Source organism: Anaerovorax sp. IOR16 (assembly GCF_017168145.1).
Taxonomy (GTDB): domain Bacteria; phylum Bacillota; class Clostridia; order Peptostreptococcales; family Anaerovoracaceae; genus IOR16.
Window position 1 is genome coordinate 515322 of record NZ_JADQTL010000010.1, and the last position, 19301, is coordinate 534622.

Genomic DNA, 19301 nt, shown 5'->3' on the forward strand with positions numbered 1-19301 from the left:
AATGTTTAGAAATGGGGTGTCATATATGGATGAAGAATTAAGAACGAATGAAAACAAAATCAACGGAGAAAATTTTGAAATGAGAGATGCAGGCGGACCAATTATGGAGTCTGGCTACATCTATCGTGAGAGTAGCAAAAAAAGAAAAGGCAGAGGACAGTTAGTTGCCATTATATTGATTGTAGTACTAGCTTTTGGTTCTGGTTTTGGCGGTGGAGTTGCGGCAATGTACTTTGGTCAAAATTGGTTTAATGGTACAGTAGGCAGTCCGGTTAGTGATATTACAATTAATCCAAACCGACAATTGGATACGGCAGAGGCGATTGCAAAGAAAGTAATTCCATCGGTTGTTGGTATTAGTACAAAGACGGAAGTAATTTATGAGAGCTGGTTTGGAAGACAAAGTGGTTTTAGCGAAGGTGTTGGAACCGGTATTATCGTAGATGAAAATGGGTATATCCTGACAAATTCACATGTAGTTAATGACGGAAAAGCACAGACGATTATAGTGCAGCTATCCGATGGAAGAGAGGAAAAAGGTTCCGTTTTATGGAGTGACAGCATTTTGGATCTTGCGATTGTAAAAATTGAAGCAAGTGGATTAAAAGCTGCAGTCCTTGGTGATTCAGAACAAGTAAATATTGGAGCTTATGCTGTTGCGATAGGAAATCCTTTAGGAATGGCGTTTCAAAGAAGCGTAACACAGGGAATTATTAGCGGACTCGACCGATCCATTACGGTTGGTGACGGACAAAATCCTGTAACGATGGATGGATTGATGCAAACTGATGCTTCCATTAATTCAGGAAACAGTGGAGGTCCGTTGTTAAATAGCAAAGGCGAGATTATCGGTATTAATAGTGCGAAGGTACAATCTGCGGAAGGACTTGGCTTTGCGATTCCGATCAATACGGCAAAACCAATTGTAGAGGAAGTAAAAGATAAAGGTGAATTTACCAGAGCTTACATTGGAATTAGTGGTGTAAGTATGGATACTTTCCGTGAATATTATTCAACTGTGGATAAAGGTGTGGATAAAGGGGTATTTGTATCCGAGTTAACCCCAGGTTTTGGTGCAGAAGCAGCTGGAGTGCAAAAAGAAGATGTAATTGTAGCAATCAATGGTGAAAAAGTAGATACTATGAGTCGGTTAAATACAAAACTGATTCAGTATCGTCCGGGAGATCGTGTTAATCTAACTATCGTTCGTGATAAGAAAGAAATGGAAATAGAAGTTACTTTAAAAGCAGCAAAATAAAATTAGAAAGAGGAATGATGAACGTATCAATTGTTTGTATTGGAAAGTTAAAAGAATCTTATTGGTCAGATGCTGTAAAAGAATATAGTAAGAGACTAAACAAATATTGTACATTGTTAATAAACGAATTAAAAGAGGAACGTTTACCGGATAATGCTTCGACAGCGCAAGAAATCGCAGTAAAACAAGCGGAAGGGAGAAATATCTTAAAGCAGATAAAGCCGAATACCTTTGTCATTGCTTTGGAAGTTCAAGGAAAACCACTTTCTTCGGAAGATTTGGCACAAAAAATGGAACTGCTAGCTTTAGAAGGAAAAAGTGATATTGCTTTTATTATTGGAGGTTCCTTAGGGCTTTCTGAGGAAGTATTACAACGGGCAGATTTTGGTTTATCCTTTTCCAAGATGACCTTTCCGCATCAGATGATGCGTGTCATTCTTTTAGAACAAATTTATCGCAGCTTTAAAATTAATAAAAATGAAACGTATCATAAATAATGTAAACAATTTTTAAAATTATTTATGATAAAGATGCATCTAGTTTAAAATAAATATAAAATAAAAATCATCCTTCAAATTAGGATGATTTTTATTTATAAATTTATCTTAATATTAAAATTAGAATAAGTTGATTAATAAACTAAAAGATATAGAAAATCGAATGGTATAATTATATACTATAATTATGTAATTAAAAATAATCCTCAATAGACAGGTGATTTTATGAAAACGATACTATGTTTTGGAGACTCCAACACTTGGGGATATAATCCAAAAACAAAGACAAGATATGAAAAAGATATTATATGGACTTCAATTTTAAAAGAAAGATTAGGGGGTGATTATGAAGTTATATGTGAAGGACTTAATGGGAGAACTACAGTTTGGGATGATCCAATTGAAGGAGAATATAGAAATGGGAAAAGATATCTGTTACCATGTATTCATACCCATAAGCCCATTGATTTGGTAATCTTATTTTTAGGAAGTAATGACTTAAAGCAACGCTTTTCTCTTAAGGCAGTTGATGTAGCAAAAGGGGTTGAGACATTAGTTAAGATTATAAAAGGAAGTGATACAGGTCCAGATATGCAGTCTCCAGAAGTATTAGTTATCATTCCACCACCAATGATAGAAGGAGTAGAAGATATTTCTATTATGTGTGGTGGTATAGAAAAGAGTTTGAACTTTTCAAAGGAATTTCAAACGGTTCTTCAAGAGCAGTGTTATTTGATGGATTCTTCAAAGATCATAAGAAGTAGTAAGATTGATGGATTGCATTTAGATCCTGAATCACATAAGAAATTAGGATTATGTGTTTCAGATTATATAAGAGATATATTTAAAACAATGTAGAAAATTATGGACATTGAAGAAAAATAATTCATTAAAAAAAGTAGTTTTATAAAACTCCGAATACTTTTATTGAAAGATTTCATACTAAAGTTTAGGAGGTACGGTAAAATGAAAAAGAAACAGAAATCAACAGAAAGGGATTATTTTGAGTTCCAAGATAATATAACAAAAGATACGACAAAATCAACAGATTTTGTTCCCAAGGGAGTTTGGGAAGCTAGCATTGAAAAAAAAGAAACAATGACGCTTAAAGAAGCTTTAGATGAGGGGAAAATTCCAGGTCAGTATAATGAAATTTATGTAGAAAATATAAAGTCTGATCCTAAAAAAAGAAGAGATTAAAAATAAAATAAAGATGATGTCCCACAAGTCATTTCAGACAAAAAAAATTTGATTTTATTAGGTCAGAACGACTTTTAGGACATCCTCCTTCTTTATGACATATGATTTTATAATAGTTTTTGATTTTATATATTTTCTGTACCAAGTATTTGTGGTAACCAACCGAAACATTGCTATTATTGGAAAGATGTAATTATCGATTACATAGAAGATTAAGCTCATAGAAAGACCATCATCTAATCATGTTCTGTAAAGACCAAACTCTTTAATAAGATCTCTGTTAGTAATTTTATCGTTTCGTATTAATTTCTAATTACAGTACCATTACAAATAGTATATAGATATATATAAATTCATATAAAAAAGTGAAGTATCAAATGAAAAATATATGTTAGATATTATTTTTTAGGTACTTAGAATTTGAAATGATTGGTTTAATTTAAGGAGGTAAAAGGTATGAAAAAAATAATATCAATCACGTTAGTTTTAGTGTTAGTACTTTCAAGTGTAACTTTTGCATTTGCTGATTCATGGAAAAATGGAAATGGGAATGGAAAATTTATACCACCTGGACTTGCAAAAAAAGAAGGATTACCTCCAGGTATTGCAAAAAAATTCAAAGATATTAATGGATATGATTGGGCTAAAGAAGCAATAGAAAAAATGGCAGATAAAGGAGTAATCTTTGGAGATGGAAATGGAAAGTTTGGACCACAAAGGTCAGTAACAAAACTTGAAGCGATAGCCATGGCTTTAAGAGTAATGGGTGAAGAATCTGAAGCAAGAGAATATCAGATTAAAATTAAAAATAGTAAAATAGAGCTTAAATTTAAAGATAATTTACAAGAATGGGCATATGGTTACGTGAAGTTAGCAGAGGAAAAAGGAATTTTAGATAAAGCTGACTTGTTATACTTCAAATTGAATGAAGCAGCTACTAGACATGAAGTTGCTAAATATCTTGTAAGAGCAATGGGTTATGAAGATAAGGCTCAGAAGTATATGGATGCAGATCTTGATTATAAAGATGCAGCATTTATACCACAAGGATCAGTAGGATATATTTATGTAGCGAATAAAGAGCAGATAATAACCGGTTACCCAGATGGCACTTTTAAACCATTCAATAAGGTAACTAGAGCACAGATGGCAGTTATGGTAGCAAGACTTGAAGGAAAATTTGATGATGATTTTAAGATTTACACAGGTGAAGTAACCGATATAGACGATGGAAGTCGAATCGATTGGATTGAATTAGATGATGATAAAAAAATTGAGATAACAAGTGACACAAAAGTAGTGTTTGATGATCAAGTAAAAGGTAATATAGAAGATATAAAAATAGGGGATGATGTAAAAGTAAAGGTAAATGAAGATGATGAAGCAGTATATATTGAAGTAGATGGAGAATTATCTTATAAATACGAAGGTGAAGTAACCGATATAGATGATGGAACTCGAATCGATTGGATTGAATTAGATGATGATAAAAAAATTGAGATAACAAGTGACGCAGAAGTCGTATTTGATGATAATGTAAAAGGTGATATAGAAGATATTAAAATAGGATACGATGTAAAAGTAAAAGTAAATAAAGATGATGAAGCAGTGTATATTAAAGTAGATGAAGAATTGTCTTATAAATACGATGGTGAGGTAACCGATATAGACGATGGAAGTCGAATCGATTGGATTGAATTAGATGATGATAAAAAAATTGAGATAACAAGTGATACAGAAGTCGTATTTGATGATAATGTAAAAGGTGATATAGAAGATATTAAAATGGGATACGATGTAAAAGTAAAGGTAAATAAAGATGATAAAGCAGTGTATATTAAAGTAAATGAAGAATTATCTTATAAATACGAAGGTGAAGTAACCGATATAGACGATGGAACTCATATTGATTGGATTGAATTAGATGATGATAAAAAAATTGAGATAACAAGTGACACAGAAGTCGTATTTGATGATAATGTAAAAGGTGATGTAGAAGATATTGAAAAAGGAGATGATGTAAAAATAAAGGTAAATAAAGATGATGAAGCAGTGATTATAGTAGTAGAAAAAGATTGATAGATTTAACTTAAATTAGTAGCAAATATGTATGTTTTATTTTGTACGTATAGCATAATAATATATTGAATAATAGCAGGTTAATGAACGATGTCATTAACCTGTTATTTTATTTTAAATAGGAAAAAAATTGACAAATATAGTTTTTTTCCCTATACTTAAATCGTTAGAGGGAGTAACTGACCTGAATAAGGGATTAAAGTCGTCATTTCGGAAATAATAATTTCCCGGCTTTAATGGCATTGTATCTTGTCTGGTGAGACTCTACAAAAAATATAAGCTGTTACCATTAGTTTATATTCTTTGTGGAGTTTTTTATTTTTGCTTAGAATTTATTCTAACAGCACATAATTATTACATAAGCATTCAAATCATAAAAGGAGAAACGTAGTATGGAATTATTGATTCATAATTATTTAAATTCATTTTCAACATTTTTTTTAATTCTTGTCATTGTTGCAATGCTATACATTTTAAGCAAAGGAGCAGATATATTGGTAGAAGAAGCCGTTAGTCTTTCTCTTCATTTGGGTGTTCCAAAAATGATTATAGGAGCTACCATCGTATCTTTGGGAACAACACTTCCAGAAGCAACGGTCTCTGTACTTGCAGCAATCAATGGTAATCCGGACTTGGCATTAGGGAATGCAATTGGATCAATCATAGCAGATACTGGTTTGATTCTTGGACTAGCAGCTCTTATTGGACGTTTGCCTGTAGATCGGCTCGTTGTAGAACGTCAGGGAAAAATACAAGTATTATCCGGATTTTTACTAGCTGTAGTATGTCTTCCATTTTTATCTGGAGGAACAGGAAATATTAGACAATGGGTTGGATGGTTGTTTTTGGCACTATTAGTTGCCTATATTTATATTTCGATAAAATGGACAAAAAAATCGACTAGCAGTGATTCTTCTGTAATAACAAAAACAGAAGAGATGGATAATGATGATTTAGTAGAAGAAAAAAGTCCAGTAATTATTCAATTGTTAAAACTATTTATTGGTATCGTTTTAGTGATAGGCTCTTCAAAAATTTTGATACCGGCAGTTGAAATTTCAGCCATTCGTGTTGGAATTCCTCAAAGTATTATAGCAGCAACGTTAATTGCCTTTGGAACAAGTTTACCTGAGCTTGTAACTGCTATTACCGCTGTAAGGAAAGGACATGGAGAACTTGCTATTGGTAATATTGTTGGAGCAGATATCTTAAATGTACTGTTTGTAGTTGGAAGTGCAGCTGCTGTGACATCAGGAGGTTTGGATGTTCCAGTAAATTTCTATAAGCTTCAGATTCCGACTATGCTTATTATTCTTTTATTTTTCCGATTCTTTTCAAGCGGTAAAAATGAGGAAGAAATTTCGAAAAAAGAGGGTTCTATACTCTTTGCCATCTATTGCGTATATGTAATATTAAACTTTACATGGCATTAGTAAAAATAGCAGAATAATTAGGATAGAAAAAAATAGGATGAGTAAATCAAAGAATTTAAAACATAGATAATAGTGATATTTTAGATTTTAATTTTATAGAAACCTTGAATAGCCATTCTAAAAAGAATGGCTATTTGTTTTTGAGATGGAGGGCTGACTATGGATACAATAAATTTGATATACCCAACTAGTATTAGTAATTTATTCCCCAAAGAGATTATGGAAGATTGGATCAATCATGGAAAAGAAATTACCTTTAAAAAAGGAGATACAATTATCAAGCCTCAAGGATTTTTAAATGACATTTACATTGTAAAAGAGGGAAATGTTCATATTTTTTATATGCATGGAGATGGGAAAGAATGTGTTGTAGGTATTTTATCAAAAGGTGATTTTATTCATATGTTTGATATATTTACCGAAGGAGATAGTAAGGTTTTTGCAAAAGCATTAACAGATGTTAAAGTGTCAGCCATCAAGAAGGATGAAATTAGAAAAGTGGTAAAAGCTGATTCTAAACTTTCTATGGAACTATTAAGTAATTTTTCACTAAGATATCAAGAGATCATAGAAGTGCTCAGTCAAGTTGCATATGGTAAGGTAGAGGAGAGACTTTTATTTCTATTCCATAAGCTTGCAGATAAAAATAAGGAAGAAAATGGTTGGATTCCGGTTTCGGTTGCAGTAACACACCAGGATATAGCTGGAATGGTGGCTTCAACGAGAGAGACGGTAACACTTTTAATTAATAAATTTATTCAAAAAGGTTTTGTACGGCAACATAATAATAAAATTTGGATAAAAAAAGAATAAAAAAATTAGTATTTGTAATCCTCCTTACATTCAAATGAAAAATTGCTTGATACTATGTAACTATACACTAATATTACAATTTGAAATGAGTGTAGATGTATAAATATAATAAGAATGATAACTAAAAAAGGAGGATATAAAATGAATCATATTAATTTTGAAACAGTTGAGCAAACTGTAAAGGCTATGAAGGATGACCCAAATTTAGCAATGAAACAGTGGATTGCAAATGTAAGTTGGAATAATGGTGTTCAAAATGAGCTTACAATAAGAGAGTTCAATCCAATTATGGTTGATGAGCCTCAACCGTTAGGTGGAACGGATATTGCACCAAATCCTGTGGAATACCTTGTAGGGGCTGCTGCAAGCTGCTTTGCTATTACATTTGAAGTCATTGCAAGCCAAAAAGGCATTGCGCTTGAAACAGTAAATGTTAAAATGGAAGCAGATTTAAATGCAGCAGTATTTTTGGGATTGCAAGAAGGTGATGGAGGTATTCTTAATCCAAAATTAACATTAAATACAAAAACTTCTGCGTCTGAAAAAGAAATAAAAGAAATTGCAGAAGTTGCACTTTCAAAATCACCAGTACTCCTTAGCTTAAATACAAAAATAGAGTTAACGATAGAATAATAGATAAAAGAAAGTAAAAAGCGATTGCTGTTTATGCAGCAATCGCTTTCTTTTTATTGAAATTTCTTTACAGCATCTAAATATTTACCCAAAATACCTATATTTACATAATATATAGAGAATTTATCCTGTTTTTTAACTTGTATGAGTTCTGCTTCTACAAGTTTTTTAATGTGTTGACTGATAGTGGCTTGTGAATAATTAAAATTAGCCACAACATCTTTGTTACAAATTGTTTCTCTATTACGATTACTTACATAAATAAAACGAAATATCTTAACACGAGCAGGGTGGGCTAATGCATCGGAAACCTTTGCGACTAATAATATCTCGTCTTCCTGCATTTCATCGGATTCTTTTCTTAATCTCATATTGTTTCTCCTAAAAATAAAATGTGCATCGCATTTAGACGATGTATATTTTATTATAGGGAAATTTGACGAAAAAGTCAAGGAAGGAGTTGAAAAATTAAGCGTTACCTAAAAGTAACAAAAAGAAAAAAATGACACCTAAAGGTAACAAAAAATTTTGAATATTTAGAATAAATATAGAGAATTAAACGTTATTTATACCATTTTAAAAAAAATTTGAAATCAAAGAACCGTTGCATTGCAATGGTTTTTTGTATTTTTATAATAAAAAAAGAAAAATTATAAGAAAATTTGGCACATCTCATGCTCTTAATAAATGCATTCACAATCTAAATTTTATTTTTTAAGGAGGAGATGAATATGAAACCAAAGGATAAGTATCTTAATTTTTACTATGAGACGGTAAAAGAGCATGGGGAATTAAAATTGGACCCCCAAAAGACAGCATTGCTTATTGTCGATATGCAAAATGAATTCGTTCTTCGAGACTTTGGAGAGGCTTTACAATTCAAAGAAGCAGGAGAGTGGGAACGGTGGATTCCATTTCATGATCGTTTAGATGACATTGTCATTCCAAACAACAAAAAATTATTGGATTATTTTAGAGCAAATAACATGGTTGTTACGTTTGGAAGAATTGCATGCTTAAGAGAAGATGGAGAGGATCGTTCTCCGGTTCAAAAGTCAGAAGGGTGGAACAACATGCTGATGCCTGTTAATAGTTATGCAGCCCAAATGATTGATGAGTTAGCACCACTTGAAAATGAAATTGTGGTAAACAAAACTACAGACAGTGTTACAACTGGAACTAATTATTTAACATTACTTCGCTTTATGGGAATTGAAACGGTAGTTGTTACAGGAATTGTAACCGATCAGTGTGTTGCTTCTACCGTAAGAGGTTTAGCAGATGATGGATTTAAGGTTATTTGTGTAGAAGATGCATGTGCAGCAGGCAGTATGGAGCTTCATGATGCAGAATTAAAAATTATGAGTGTCATTTACTGTGATGTTTTAACAGCAGATGAAACCATCGAAACGATTGAAAAAAATAAAAAGAAAAAGAGTGCTTAGGGATTTGGATTTTTTAAGATGACAGAAAAAGGGGATGGATAATTTATTTGTTAAAAACTTCTCTTTAGCCTGCAAATAAAAAGTCAATAGTAAAAAGTTGATTTTTTTCAAAAGTACAATGAGGAAATATGACCATCACAAAAAGACCACCGGATATGGCTGGTCTGAAATAAGGGTATGTATGTGGTAATTACTGCGGAAGAGATGCTAAGTATTCTTTCACTCGTCCATAGTAGATACGTAAGAACTTATTGGCACCTGCAGTCATGTAGACATAATAAGGTTTACCTTGAGCACGTTTCTTGTCCATAAATAGATACACGGCATCATCCTGTGGCTTATTTTTGATAAGAGCGTCCATGACCTGAAACAAAGTTTTACGCAAGGTAGAAGATCCTCTTTTGGAAGCATGAACACTCTTTTGTTCATAGGTTCCAGATTGATTTACACCTGGATCGACACCAGCAAATGCTGTAATGGCGCCTTTGTGAGTAAAGCGTGTAACATCTCCAATTTCAGCAATTAGCTGAGGACCTAGAGACGAACCAACGCCTTTCATTTCCATGACGATAAAGTACTCTGGCAGTTTAGATGCAGTTTCATGCATTAAAGAACGAAGTTGTTCCACTGTTTGAGAGGCGATATTTAGCTGTTCTACAGCCTGTTTAACAATCAGTTTGGTTAAGTCATCTTTAGGAAGTACGGGAATAAGCTCCTTAGCTGCACCATAGATTTCTTCAGCTTTTGATTTACTGAAGTTGTACTTCTTTCTCTTGCACCATTTCTGATAATGGTCGGTGAAAGCATTTAGAGACATTTTACGAACACAGTCCACATGCCAGTATGTAGTGGCGAAATCAACCCATTTCTGACTACCATCATTACGGGCAGGGCTATCGAAGTAAGTATTAACACCTGGATAGGTTTGATCAAGAATGCCGATAAAGTTGTTTTTCATAGCCGTTTTGTGCTTCATATAGAAACCAAACTGACGGTTCATTGTTTTTAACTGATTGCGTATTTCATCCATAAGACAATACTGTTTCAAATCAGTCCAGCTGTCAAGAGCATAACGAGCTATTTTAACAGCATCTGCCTTATCAGACTTGACTTTACGGAGAGAATTATCTCCGAAATCTTTAATAAGTTTTGGATTTACGGCACTTACGAAAAGATTTGCCTGAGAAAGCTCATGAGCTAATGGTTCGTAATAACGACCAGTATGCTCCATGACAATCCGTGATTCACCTTCAATGGATTTGATTTGTTCAATTAAGAAACTAATTTCACTTGAAGTGTGGTGAATCTCAAAAGGTGAAGAAACAATCTCACCATATGGGCGGAGAATAGCAATCATGCTTTTGCCCTTAGAAACATCAATACCTACTGCGTTCATAAATTTGTCACTCCTATAGATTATTGCAATGGATAAACACCAGTTTTACTCATTGCCTATTCCATCTACTGTGGTGTGACCCGAACGTACTGTAGGAAGCAGTTCAACCTGCATAAAACGAACGCTGCGAATGAGGAGCTGGTTAGCAGTCTAATTTACGGACGCGAAGTCCAAGAAAGGAAGACGCCATACCTATTGCTCCATACATTCTAACAGCTTAAGCAACAAGATGGATAGTGACCTGACTGGCTGTCAAGCACATTAACCATAAATATATTGTAGTAGAAAGGAGTGAAATATTATGTCAGATAATACGTTGAAAAAAGAATTAAAATTGACTAATTTAATTTCAATGGCTGCAGGAGGAATGATTGCTGCATGGATGGTTGAAATCAAATTCTGGTTTGAGCTTTCGGGACCTGGTGCAGTGGTTTCTTTGATTACCTGTGCTTTACTGGTATTACCTTTGTGTTTAATTTATTCAGAATTAACGAGGACACTACCTTATGCAGGTGGTGAAAATATTTGGGTATCCAATGCATTCGGATGGAATGCTGGATGGTTCTCATGCTGGGGTGTTATGCTCCTGTATATTATGGCTATGCCAACGGTTGCATATGGAATTGCAAGTATGGTTGGTTTCCTTTATCCAATTACTTTTTTCCAAACAAAGCTAATTGCAGCAATTATACTGATCATTTGGTTTTTCCTAACCAACAAGGAATTAAAAATTTTAGCTAAAATGCAATCTATTATGTTTTGGAGTACTTTAGTTGTTTCGATTACAGCATCCATCATATTTATGACAAATCATCAATGGAGCTATGATAATCTAACTCCATGGTTTCCAAATGGATTTGCAGGTTATGGTGCTGCGGTAGGACTTCTTATTATGAAATTTGTAGGATTTGATTTAATTCCACAGCTTTCAGAAGAATCGAATTTTCCTAAGAAAAAACTTTGGATTGCTTTTGTAGGATCGCTGTTTTTAACCGTTCTAATTTATGGGCTTGCAGTCATAGGTGTTGGTGGTATTGTTTCGACAGAATGGGTTGCAGAAACTGATATCGTAGACCCTAGAGTTGCTGATATAATTGGCATGCATTGGCTTGGTGTAATCATAGTAGTTATGGGTTCCTTAACCTGTTTAACAACATTATCCTCGTTTTGGCTATGTGCTTCCCGTACTTTATACGGTGCTGCAAAGCAAAGACAATTTACTCCAATGTTTACTGCTTTGAATAAAGAAGGTCAGCCATGGAAAGCAAATATTGTAGTTGGTATTTTATCGATGTATTTTACGGTATTTGCTCCAGAAGCTTGGATCAATCACATTTATACGATTTATGGTGCTGCTGCAGGCGTTGTTTATCTTTTGGTTACACTTTCTTTCTTGAAGTTAAGAAAAACAAAGCCTAATTGGGAGAGACCATATAAGGTAAAAGCGGCTACCGTTATGGGTATTATTTCCATAATATTCACGCTTTGGGTCATTTACTCATCCGTTATAGCAATGGATATGGGAGCATGGATTGTATTAGGCCTGTACTTACTTCTTGGAATTCCATTCTGGGCTTATGCAAAGAATAAACAAAAGACAGATCCGGAGAAATGGGGGGCTGTCATTCTATCACCGGATAATCAGAAATAGCCATTTCATTATATTGATTGAAAAAAGGGAGGAAAGTCTTAGGAAGAAATCATTTTATAGAATTTGACTAGAAAATTAGATTATTTCTTCCCTTTTTTCATATATAAGAAAATAATTCCAAAATAATTTTACATATTTAATGTTATGAACAAAAAAATTTTTTGATATAATAAATGTAATAAAATTGCCCGTCCAAAAGCAGTGCTTAGGAGGAAAAGGCATGAAGAATTTAGTAAGAAAATCATTGGTTACCAATATACTAATTGTATTTGTTTTTTTCAATACCATCTCTCTTTTGGTATTTACTTTTTTTGTGATTCAACAAGATAAGCAAACCGCAAGACGGAATGTAGAAAGTAGTTTGCTTGCACTCGCTTCGGAAAAAGCCAATTCTATTTCCATGATAATGAAGAATGTAGCATATGAAGCAGAAAATACTGCGACATGGGCTGAAGAATATATTACAAATACAAATTACGCTGATGCATTGGCGGAGGGATATTATTTTAATCAAGAAGGTGCTTTAGTTCGAAAAAAACCGAAAATTGAAACGGATTATTCGGCTGTTTTTTTTCCGGCGGACAAAGAATTAACGGCAGAATCCATTCGTACAATTAACCTGACCGAAAAATTGGATTCACGATTTCAAGAAGTGCCACAAAGACAGGAAGTTGTTCGCTGGATTTATATTGCTACAGAAGAGGGATTGTTAAGGTGTTATCCGTATTCCGGAATGGGAGTGTTTATGCCAAATCACCAGCAAAAGGACGATCCTTTTTATGTAGCGGCCAATGCTGAAAACAATCCCAATCGAGAAACGATTTGGACGAAGCCATATGTAGATTATTTGGGAACCGGATGGCTTATAAGCTGTTCACATCCGGTATATTATAAAAATTCTTTATTTGGGGTAGTGAGTGCAGATATTGGTATAGATACTTTAAGAGAAAAATTTCTTACGGATTTTACCTTAGGAGAGTCAGGTATCATTTATTTGCTATCAGAAAATGGTGACATTATTTTTCATCCTGAGTATGTAACCCCTGTAACAAAACAAGGACAACTTTTTCTAGATAATATATTCAAAAAGAATGAGACCAATGCAAGCAAGAAGAAAGCTTTGGAAACAGCCCTCAATAAGAGGAAAGGAATGATTTCCTATATGCTTTCAGATGATTCTACTTCATTAAGAACATTAGCCTTTGCACCAATTGAAGGATTGCCTTGGACATTAATATTAGAAATTGATCGGTCAGAATATACAGCAATTCATCGCATTGAAAGAAATAATTTTTTAATCTTTTTATTCTTATTGTTATCAGCTATTTTTACCTTTGGATTTGTTTTACTGAAAAAATACTCGAAACCGATGAATCAGTTAGTTTCACAAGCAAAGAACATTGCTGCTGGAAATTTTAATGATACAAAACGGTTGGAAGGGTATTCTGAAATAGAGACCTTATCGGAATCATTTTGTTTTATGAGCGAACGTGTAAAAAAATATACGGAGCGCTTGTTGAAAAAGAATGGAGAAATTGAAAGTATTTTTAATAGCATAAGCGGAATTCTAATGATAGTGACTCCAAAAGGTGAAATTCGGATGATTAATGAAAAAGGTAAAAAAATCATTGGTTTCTTGAAAGAAAAGGAATGCTATTGTTATGATATTTTTTCAAATAGAGAAGGTATTTGCGAAGGATGTAAACTGAAAGAGGTTGTTCTAAATAAAGAAGCAGCTTATGCACGAATGCCGATCAATGGCGAGATATACAATAATGCATATTATCCTATCATTAATGTGAACAATGAAGTGGATGAGATTGTTGTATTCAGTCAACGAGTTACAAAAAGTGTTTTGATGGAAAAAGAATTGCAGCAAGCGGAAAAATTAGCAGGTATCGGGCAAATTTCATCCGCCATTGCACATGAATTAAAAAATCCGTTGGCGGTTATCAAAGGTTCTATGTATTTGTTGGAAGCTTATACTGTGGAGAAAGAAGATACAGAGGTAAATGAAATTATAACAACTGTTTCAGATACTGTAAACGAAGCGGAAAAGGTGATATATAGTCTTCTGGATTTTTCTGCAAGAGAAGAAGATAAGAATGTATTAGTTGATGTAACTAAAATTATCAATCAAATATTGCTTTTAAACAATCGTGATTGCATTCGATATGGTATTACAATTGAAAAGCACTTTAAACCAAACCCTTTTATTTATTTCGGAAAAGCTGAACCGTTAAAAAATATTTTACAAAATATCATAGCCAATGCCATCAAAGCCTTACAAAATGGTGGTAAAATAAAGATTGAAGGAAGTTTGGAAGGTGAAATTGGAAAGCAGGAAATGCGATTATGTTTCAGTGACAATGGCCCTGGAATTCCAATAGAATATTTGAATAAAATATATACACCGTTTTTTACTACGGATCGAGAAGGAAGCGGGACCGGATTGGGACTTTGGATTACAAAGATGCTAGTTGAAAAAATGGGCGGCAGGATTGAAGTGGAAAGCCAAGTTGGGTTAGGGACAGCATTCACACTGTACTTTCCAATCAATGAGAAAGGAATGAATTATGGATTACAACACGCAAATTCTTCTGATTGATGACGATACTGGTTTGCTTAAGGTTTATGAAAAAATATTTACTCTGAAACATTTTAATGTAATAGCTGTTTCTGATAGTTTAAAGGCATTAGACATTATAAAAAAGCAGCAAATTGCAGTGGTAATCTCTGATATTATTATGCCAAAAATGGATGGAATGATGTTGCTAAAAGAGATCAAAGAATGCAGTCCTGCTACGGAAGTGATTATGCTTACGGCTGAGGGATCCGTTTCTGGTGCTGTGGATGCAGTTCATAAAGGTGCTTTTACCTATATGGTGAAGCCTGCTGACATTGAAGAGTTGCTTTTTAACGTAAAACGCGCTTATGAGGTATATTCCATTAAAGAAGAAAATTATGTGCTGAAGCAACAAATTTCCGATATTACAAAGGAAGAGCCCTTAATAGGAAATAGTTCTTGCATTGAAGAAATTAAACAAAAAGTGGAAACCATTGCGCCAATGGATAGCACGGTATTAATAATGGGAGAAAGTGGAACCGGAAAAGAAATTTTAGCGAACATGATTTATAGTAAAAGTAAAAGAATGGATAAGCCGTTTATTCGTGTTAATTGCGCGGCATTAACGCAAAACCTTTTAGAAAGTGAATTGTTCGGACATGAAAAAGGTGCCTTTACCGGAGCTGAACGCATGCGAAAAGGACGATTTGAAATGGCACAAGGTGGAACCATTCTGCTGGATGAAATCGGAGAATTACCCCTAGAAACACAAGCAAAGCTGTTACGTGTTTTACAAGAAAAGGAATTTGAACGAGTAGGGGGAGCTACGACGATAAAAACGGATTTTCGTTTAATTGCAGCGACAAATAAAGATTTGCGTAGAGAAGTTGAAAACCATAGATTCCGTGAGGATTTGTTTTATCGCATAAATGTACTCCCTATTACTTTACCGCCTTTGCGTGAGCGTAAGGAAGACATTCCTGTTTTAGCAGATTATTTCATAAAACAAATTGCTAAGGAAGTTAAAAAACCTATATCACTATTTGAAAAAGATGCAATTCAACAGCTTTTGGATTATGATTGGCCGGGTAATGTACGGGAATTAAAAAATGTAATTGAGCGATTAGTTGTACTATCCAATCATGGTCAGATTGCTATGGAAGACATTCCGGAAGAAATTAAAAACAAAAAGATTAGAAAAGATATTAAATTACAACAAGTGCAACCTATGAATATTATCACGCTTTCGGATGCAAAAAAAGAATTTGAAAAAAATTATATTATAAAAGCATTGGAACGAAATGAATGGAATGTCACTAAAACAGCAGAAGAACTTGATTTGGCGCGCAAAAATCTTTATAAAAAACTTCACGAATATAAAATAGAATTTTATTAAAGTTTTAAAGATTTGTTTTGACTCTAAATCAATTGCTTTGCTTTTTTAAAAAGTATAAAATAGAAGTGAGTGATTATGTATAGAGGGGATGTTCTTAACATGAAAAATAAGGAATATATACAGGTGATGCAAAAAATTTTGCAGGCTATGGATGAAGGGGTTCATGTAGTAGATCCGGATGGCAATAGTGTCATTTATAATCGATCCATGGCTCAGTTAGAAAAGATGGAAAGTCAAGATGTTTTAAAAAAGCCATTTGCAGAGGTTTTTAAAAACATAGATGAAAGTGAAAGTACACTTATGAAAGCAATTTTGCATCGTAAAGCTACTTTAAAGAAAGAACAAACCTATTTAAATAAAGATGGAAAGGAAATTACTACAGTCAATACAACGATTCCTATGGTGGTCGATGGTAAACTCATTGCTGCCATTGAAATTGCAAAAAATATTACTGACATTCAAAAAATGTCGCATACGATATTGGAATTAAGAAAAGAAATTGATTGTCCGGAAGAGGCAAAAGAACATAGAATAAAAAAGTATAACTTTGATAACCTATACGGAAAAAACGAACGATTTAGTGAAACGATCGCTCTTGCAAAGAAAGTTGCAAAAAGTTCGGCATCGGTATTGATTTATGGAGAAACAGGAACCGGAAAAGAATTGATTGCGCAAAGCATTCATTTCGATAGCCCGAGAAAGCACAAGCCTTTTCTTGCACAAAATTGTGCAGCACTTCCTGCAAACCTCCTTGAAGGTCTTTTGTTCGGTACGACAAAAGGCGGATTTACTGGAGCTGTGGATCGTGTTGGTTTATTTGAGCAAGCCGATGGAGGTACTTTGCTTTTGGATGAAATTAATTCCATGCATTATGAGCTTCAGGGAAAGCTCCTTCGTGTTTTGCAGGAAGATTACATAAGAACGGTAGGCGGAACAAAAGATATTCCCATTGATGTGAGAATCATCGCCACAATTAATGAACCGGCAGACGAATTGATTGAAACAGGCAAACTAAGAAAAGACTTGTATTATCGTTTAAATATAGTACCCATTAATATTCCTCCTTTAAGGGAACGTTGTGATGATATACTTCTTTTAACCAATAAATTCATGGAAAAACACAATGAAAAGTATGGAAAACAGATGTGGATGTTATCAGAGCAAGCAAAAGAAAAACTATTGGATTATGATTATCCGGGAAATGTGAGAGAGCTTGAAAATATTATTATGGGAGCCATATCAATGGCAGAAGATAATGAGCGCGTTTTAATGCCTGAGCATTTAATTATTAATCGAAGAAAATCCGTTGCGCGTCAAGGAATTTATGAAATAAAAGAGGAAGGACTGGATTCCTATTTAGAAAGAATTGAACAAGAAATGATTGAGCATGCATTGGTTGCTGAAGGTGGAAATATATCTAGAGCAGCGGATCGTCTTAAGATAAAACGTCAAACATTACAGCATAAAATTAAAAAATATAAAATGAACATGTGAGAAGCAAAAACATTTGCATTAAGTGCAAATGTTTTTGCTTTATTTTGAAAAAATAAAGAGAAAATCGAGAATAATGATAAGCATAAAAAAAATAGAGTATAAAATTTAAATTAGATGTTAAAAAATATAGAAAAATATAAAGCAAATTTATAAAAACTAAAGGATAATTAAATTAGTTTTTGTTTTGGCATAGGACTTGCTTTATATTAAAGTGTCTCGGTAACAGTGCAAATATGAAGTATGAAGTGTATGTTAGGTACTGCGAGATATTTAGAAGTTAATTTTATTAAAACTATAAAAAAATGGAGGATGAAAAGATGCAAAACGTAAAAGTAATCATTTGGGGACTTGGTGCTATGGGCGGCGGTATGGCTGACATGCTGCTTAAGAAAAAGGGCGTTGATATTGTAGGTGCTGTAGGCCGTGGTGCAAAAATCGGTAAGAGCATGTATGATTTCATTAAGACTGAAAAAGGTGACAGACCTGAGGTACTTATTGGTGCTGCTGAAGATGTAATCAAGCCAGGTGCTGCTGACATCGTTCTACTTTGCACAGATTCTTTCACAAGAAATGCATTTGATAAATTAAAGTTCATCATGGAACAGAAGATCAATGTTATCACTTCTGCAGAAGAAATGGCTTATCCAAAAGCTCAGGAACCAGAACTTGCTGCACAGTTAGATGAAATTGCAAAAGCAAACGGCGTATCTTGCTTAGGAACTGGTATCAACCCAGGTCTTATCATGGACTTACTTGTATTGATCATGACTGGTTGTATGGAAGATGTAGAACACATCGTTTCCAGACGTGTTAACTCTTTATCTCCATTTGGACCTGCTGTAATGGAAGAACAGGGTATCGGTGTTACTCTTGAAGAATTCAAGAAGGGTCATTTAGCTGGTCACGTTGGATTCGCAGAATCCATGGGCATGATTGCTGATGGTATTGGTTGGGAAATCGACAAGTTCGAGCAGTCTATGGATCCAATTGTAACTGATGTAGATAGAAAATCCTCTTATGGATTTGCAAAGGCTGGTAACGTTGCTGGTGTTGCAATGAAAGCGTTTGGATATAGAGATGGCGAATTGATGATCGAAATGGATCACCCTCAGCAGATTGAACCAGAACAGGTTGGAGTACAGACTGGTGACTATGTAATCATCAAGGGAACTCCAAACATTAATATGGTTAACAGCCCAGAAGTTGAAGGCGGAATCGGAACAATCGCAATGTGCGTTAACATGATTCCTCAGGTTATCAATGCAAGACCTGGTCTTCACACTATGTTAACTCTTCCAGTTCCAAGAGCTATCATGGGTGACATGAGAGATCAAATTTGCGAAGAAGCAAAAATTGTAAAATAAAAAACAGTAATTTAACAAATACTAATATGAAGAGGACGGTTTTTTGTAATCGTCCTCTATATCAACATCTACATAA

At 33.9% G+C, this 19301-nt stretch carries 16 protein-coding genes; 14 read left to right on the forward strand and 2 right to left on the reverse strand.

Annotation, left to right across the window (positions count from 1 at the left end; genetic code table 11):
* Positions 1-25: 25 nt before the first annotated feature.
* The 8 genes from I2490_RS12905 (at position 26) to I2490_RS12940 (ending at position 7913) form a co-directional block, all read left to right on the forward strand.
* The gene (locus I2490_RS12905; RefSeq protein WP_206460166.1) at positions 26-1258 is read left to right on the forward strand and encodes a S1C family serine protease; all 1233 of its coding nucleotides are present in this window, start codon (positions 26-28) and stop codon (positions 1256-1258) included.
* 17 nt (positions 1259-1275) lie between these two features.
* Positions 1276-1755 (forward strand): 23S rRNA (pseudouridine(1915)-N(3))-methyltransferase RlmH, encoded by a 480-nt coding sequence (gene rlmH, locus I2490_RS12910; protein WP_206460345.1) that lies wholly within the window; start codon positions 1276-1278, stop codon positions 1753-1755.
* A 225-nt stretch (positions 1756-1980) separates the two neighbouring features.
* On the forward strand, positions 1981-2613 hold the full coding sequence (locus tag I2490_RS12915; RefSeq protein WP_206460167.1) for an SGNH/GDSL hydrolase family protein: 633 nt from the start codon (positions 1981-1983) through the stop codon (positions 2611-2613).
* Between the two features lie 108 nt (positions 2614-2721).
* The gene (locus tag I2490_RS12920; protein WP_206460168.1) at positions 2722-2955 is read left to right on the forward strand and encodes a hypothetical protein; all 234 of its coding nucleotides are present in this window, start codon (positions 2722-2724) and stop codon (positions 2953-2955) included.
* A gap of 456 nt (positions 2956-3411) precedes the next feature.
* Positions 3412-5034, forward strand: coding sequence for an S-layer homology domain-containing protein (locus I2490_RS12925; protein ID WP_206460169.1), 1623 nt, complete (start codon positions 3412-3414; stop codon positions 5032-5034).
* A 392-nt stretch (positions 5035-5426) separates the two neighbouring features.
* Entirely contained in the window at positions 5427-6467 is a 1041-nt protein-coding gene (locus I2490_RS12930) for a calcium/sodium antiporter (protein WP_206460170.1), read from the forward strand.
* 159 nt (positions 6468-6626) lie between these two features.
* A complete protein-coding gene (locus I2490_RS12935; RefSeq protein WP_206460171.1) occupies positions 6627-7280 on the forward strand; it encodes a Crp/Fnr family transcriptional regulator in 654 nt (217 codons plus the stop codon).
* A 141-nt stretch (positions 7281-7421) separates the two neighbouring features.
* Positions 7422-7913: an OsmC family protein gene (locus I2490_RS12940; RefSeq protein WP_206460172.1), complete on the forward strand. Its 492-nt coding sequence runs from the start codon at positions 7422-7424 to the stop codon at positions 7911-7913.
* Positions 7914-7966: 53 nt separating this feature from the next.
* Here I2490_RS12940 and I2490_RS12945 read toward each other — a convergent pair whose 3' ends face one another.
* Entirely contained in the window at positions 7967-8284 is a 318-nt protein-coding gene (locus tag I2490_RS12945) for an ArsR/SmtB family transcription factor (RefSeq protein ID WP_206460173.1), read from the reverse strand.
* Positions 8285-8644: 360 nt separating this feature from the next.
* Between I2490_RS12945 and I2490_RS12950 the strand changes: the two genes are divergently transcribed.
* Positions 8645-9358 (forward strand): cysteine hydrolase family protein, encoded by a 714-nt coding sequence (locus tag I2490_RS12950; RefSeq protein ID WP_206460174.1) that lies wholly within the window; start codon positions 8645-8647, stop codon positions 9356-9358.
* Between the two features lie 190 nt (positions 9359-9548).
* Here the strand turns inward: I2490_RS12950 and I2490_RS12955 are convergent, their stop codons facing one another.
* Positions 9549-10754, reverse strand: a complete 1206-nt coding sequence (locus I2490_RS12955) for an IS110 family transposase (RefSeq protein ID WP_206457925.1) — start codon at positions 10752-10754, stop codon at positions 9549-9551.
* 301 nt (positions 10755-11055) lie between these two features.
* On the opposite strand from I2490_RS12955, the gene I2490_RS12960 reads away from it, so the two are divergent.
* The 5 genes from I2490_RS12960 (at position 11056) to ord (ending at position 19225) form a co-directional block, all read left to right on the forward strand.
* Positions 11056-12405 (forward strand): APC family permease, encoded by a 1350-nt coding sequence (locus I2490_RS12960; RefSeq protein WP_206460175.1) that lies wholly within the window; start codon positions 11056-11058, stop codon positions 12403-12405.
* 220 nt (positions 12406-12625) lie between these two features.
* Positions 12626-15013, forward strand: a complete 2388-nt coding sequence (locus tag I2490_RS12965) for an ATP-binding protein (RefSeq protein ID WP_206460176.1) — start codon at positions 12626-12628, stop codon at positions 15011-15013.
* A complete protein-coding gene (locus I2490_RS12970) occupies positions 14982-16367 on the forward strand; it encodes a sigma-54-dependent transcriptional regulator (RefSeq protein WP_206460177.1) in 1386 nt (461 codons plus the stop codon). Before I2490_RS12965 ends, I2490_RS12970 begins: the two co-directional genes overlap by 32 nt.
* A gap of 99 nt (positions 16368-16466) precedes the next feature.
* Complete coding sequence (locus I2490_RS12975) at positions 16467-17861, forward strand: sigma-54 interaction domain-containing protein (protein WP_206460178.1); 1395 nt, start codon at positions 16467-16469, stop codon at positions 17859-17861.
* Between the two features lie 317 nt (positions 17862-18178).
* Positions 18179-19225 carry a 2,4-diaminopentanoate dehydrogenase gene (gene ord / locus I2490_RS12980; protein WP_206460179.1) on the forward strand — a complete coding sequence of 349 codons (1047 nt, stop codon included), beginning with the start codon at positions 18179-18181 and terminating at the stop codon, positions 19223-19225.
* Positions 19226-19301: the final 76 nt, after the last annotated feature.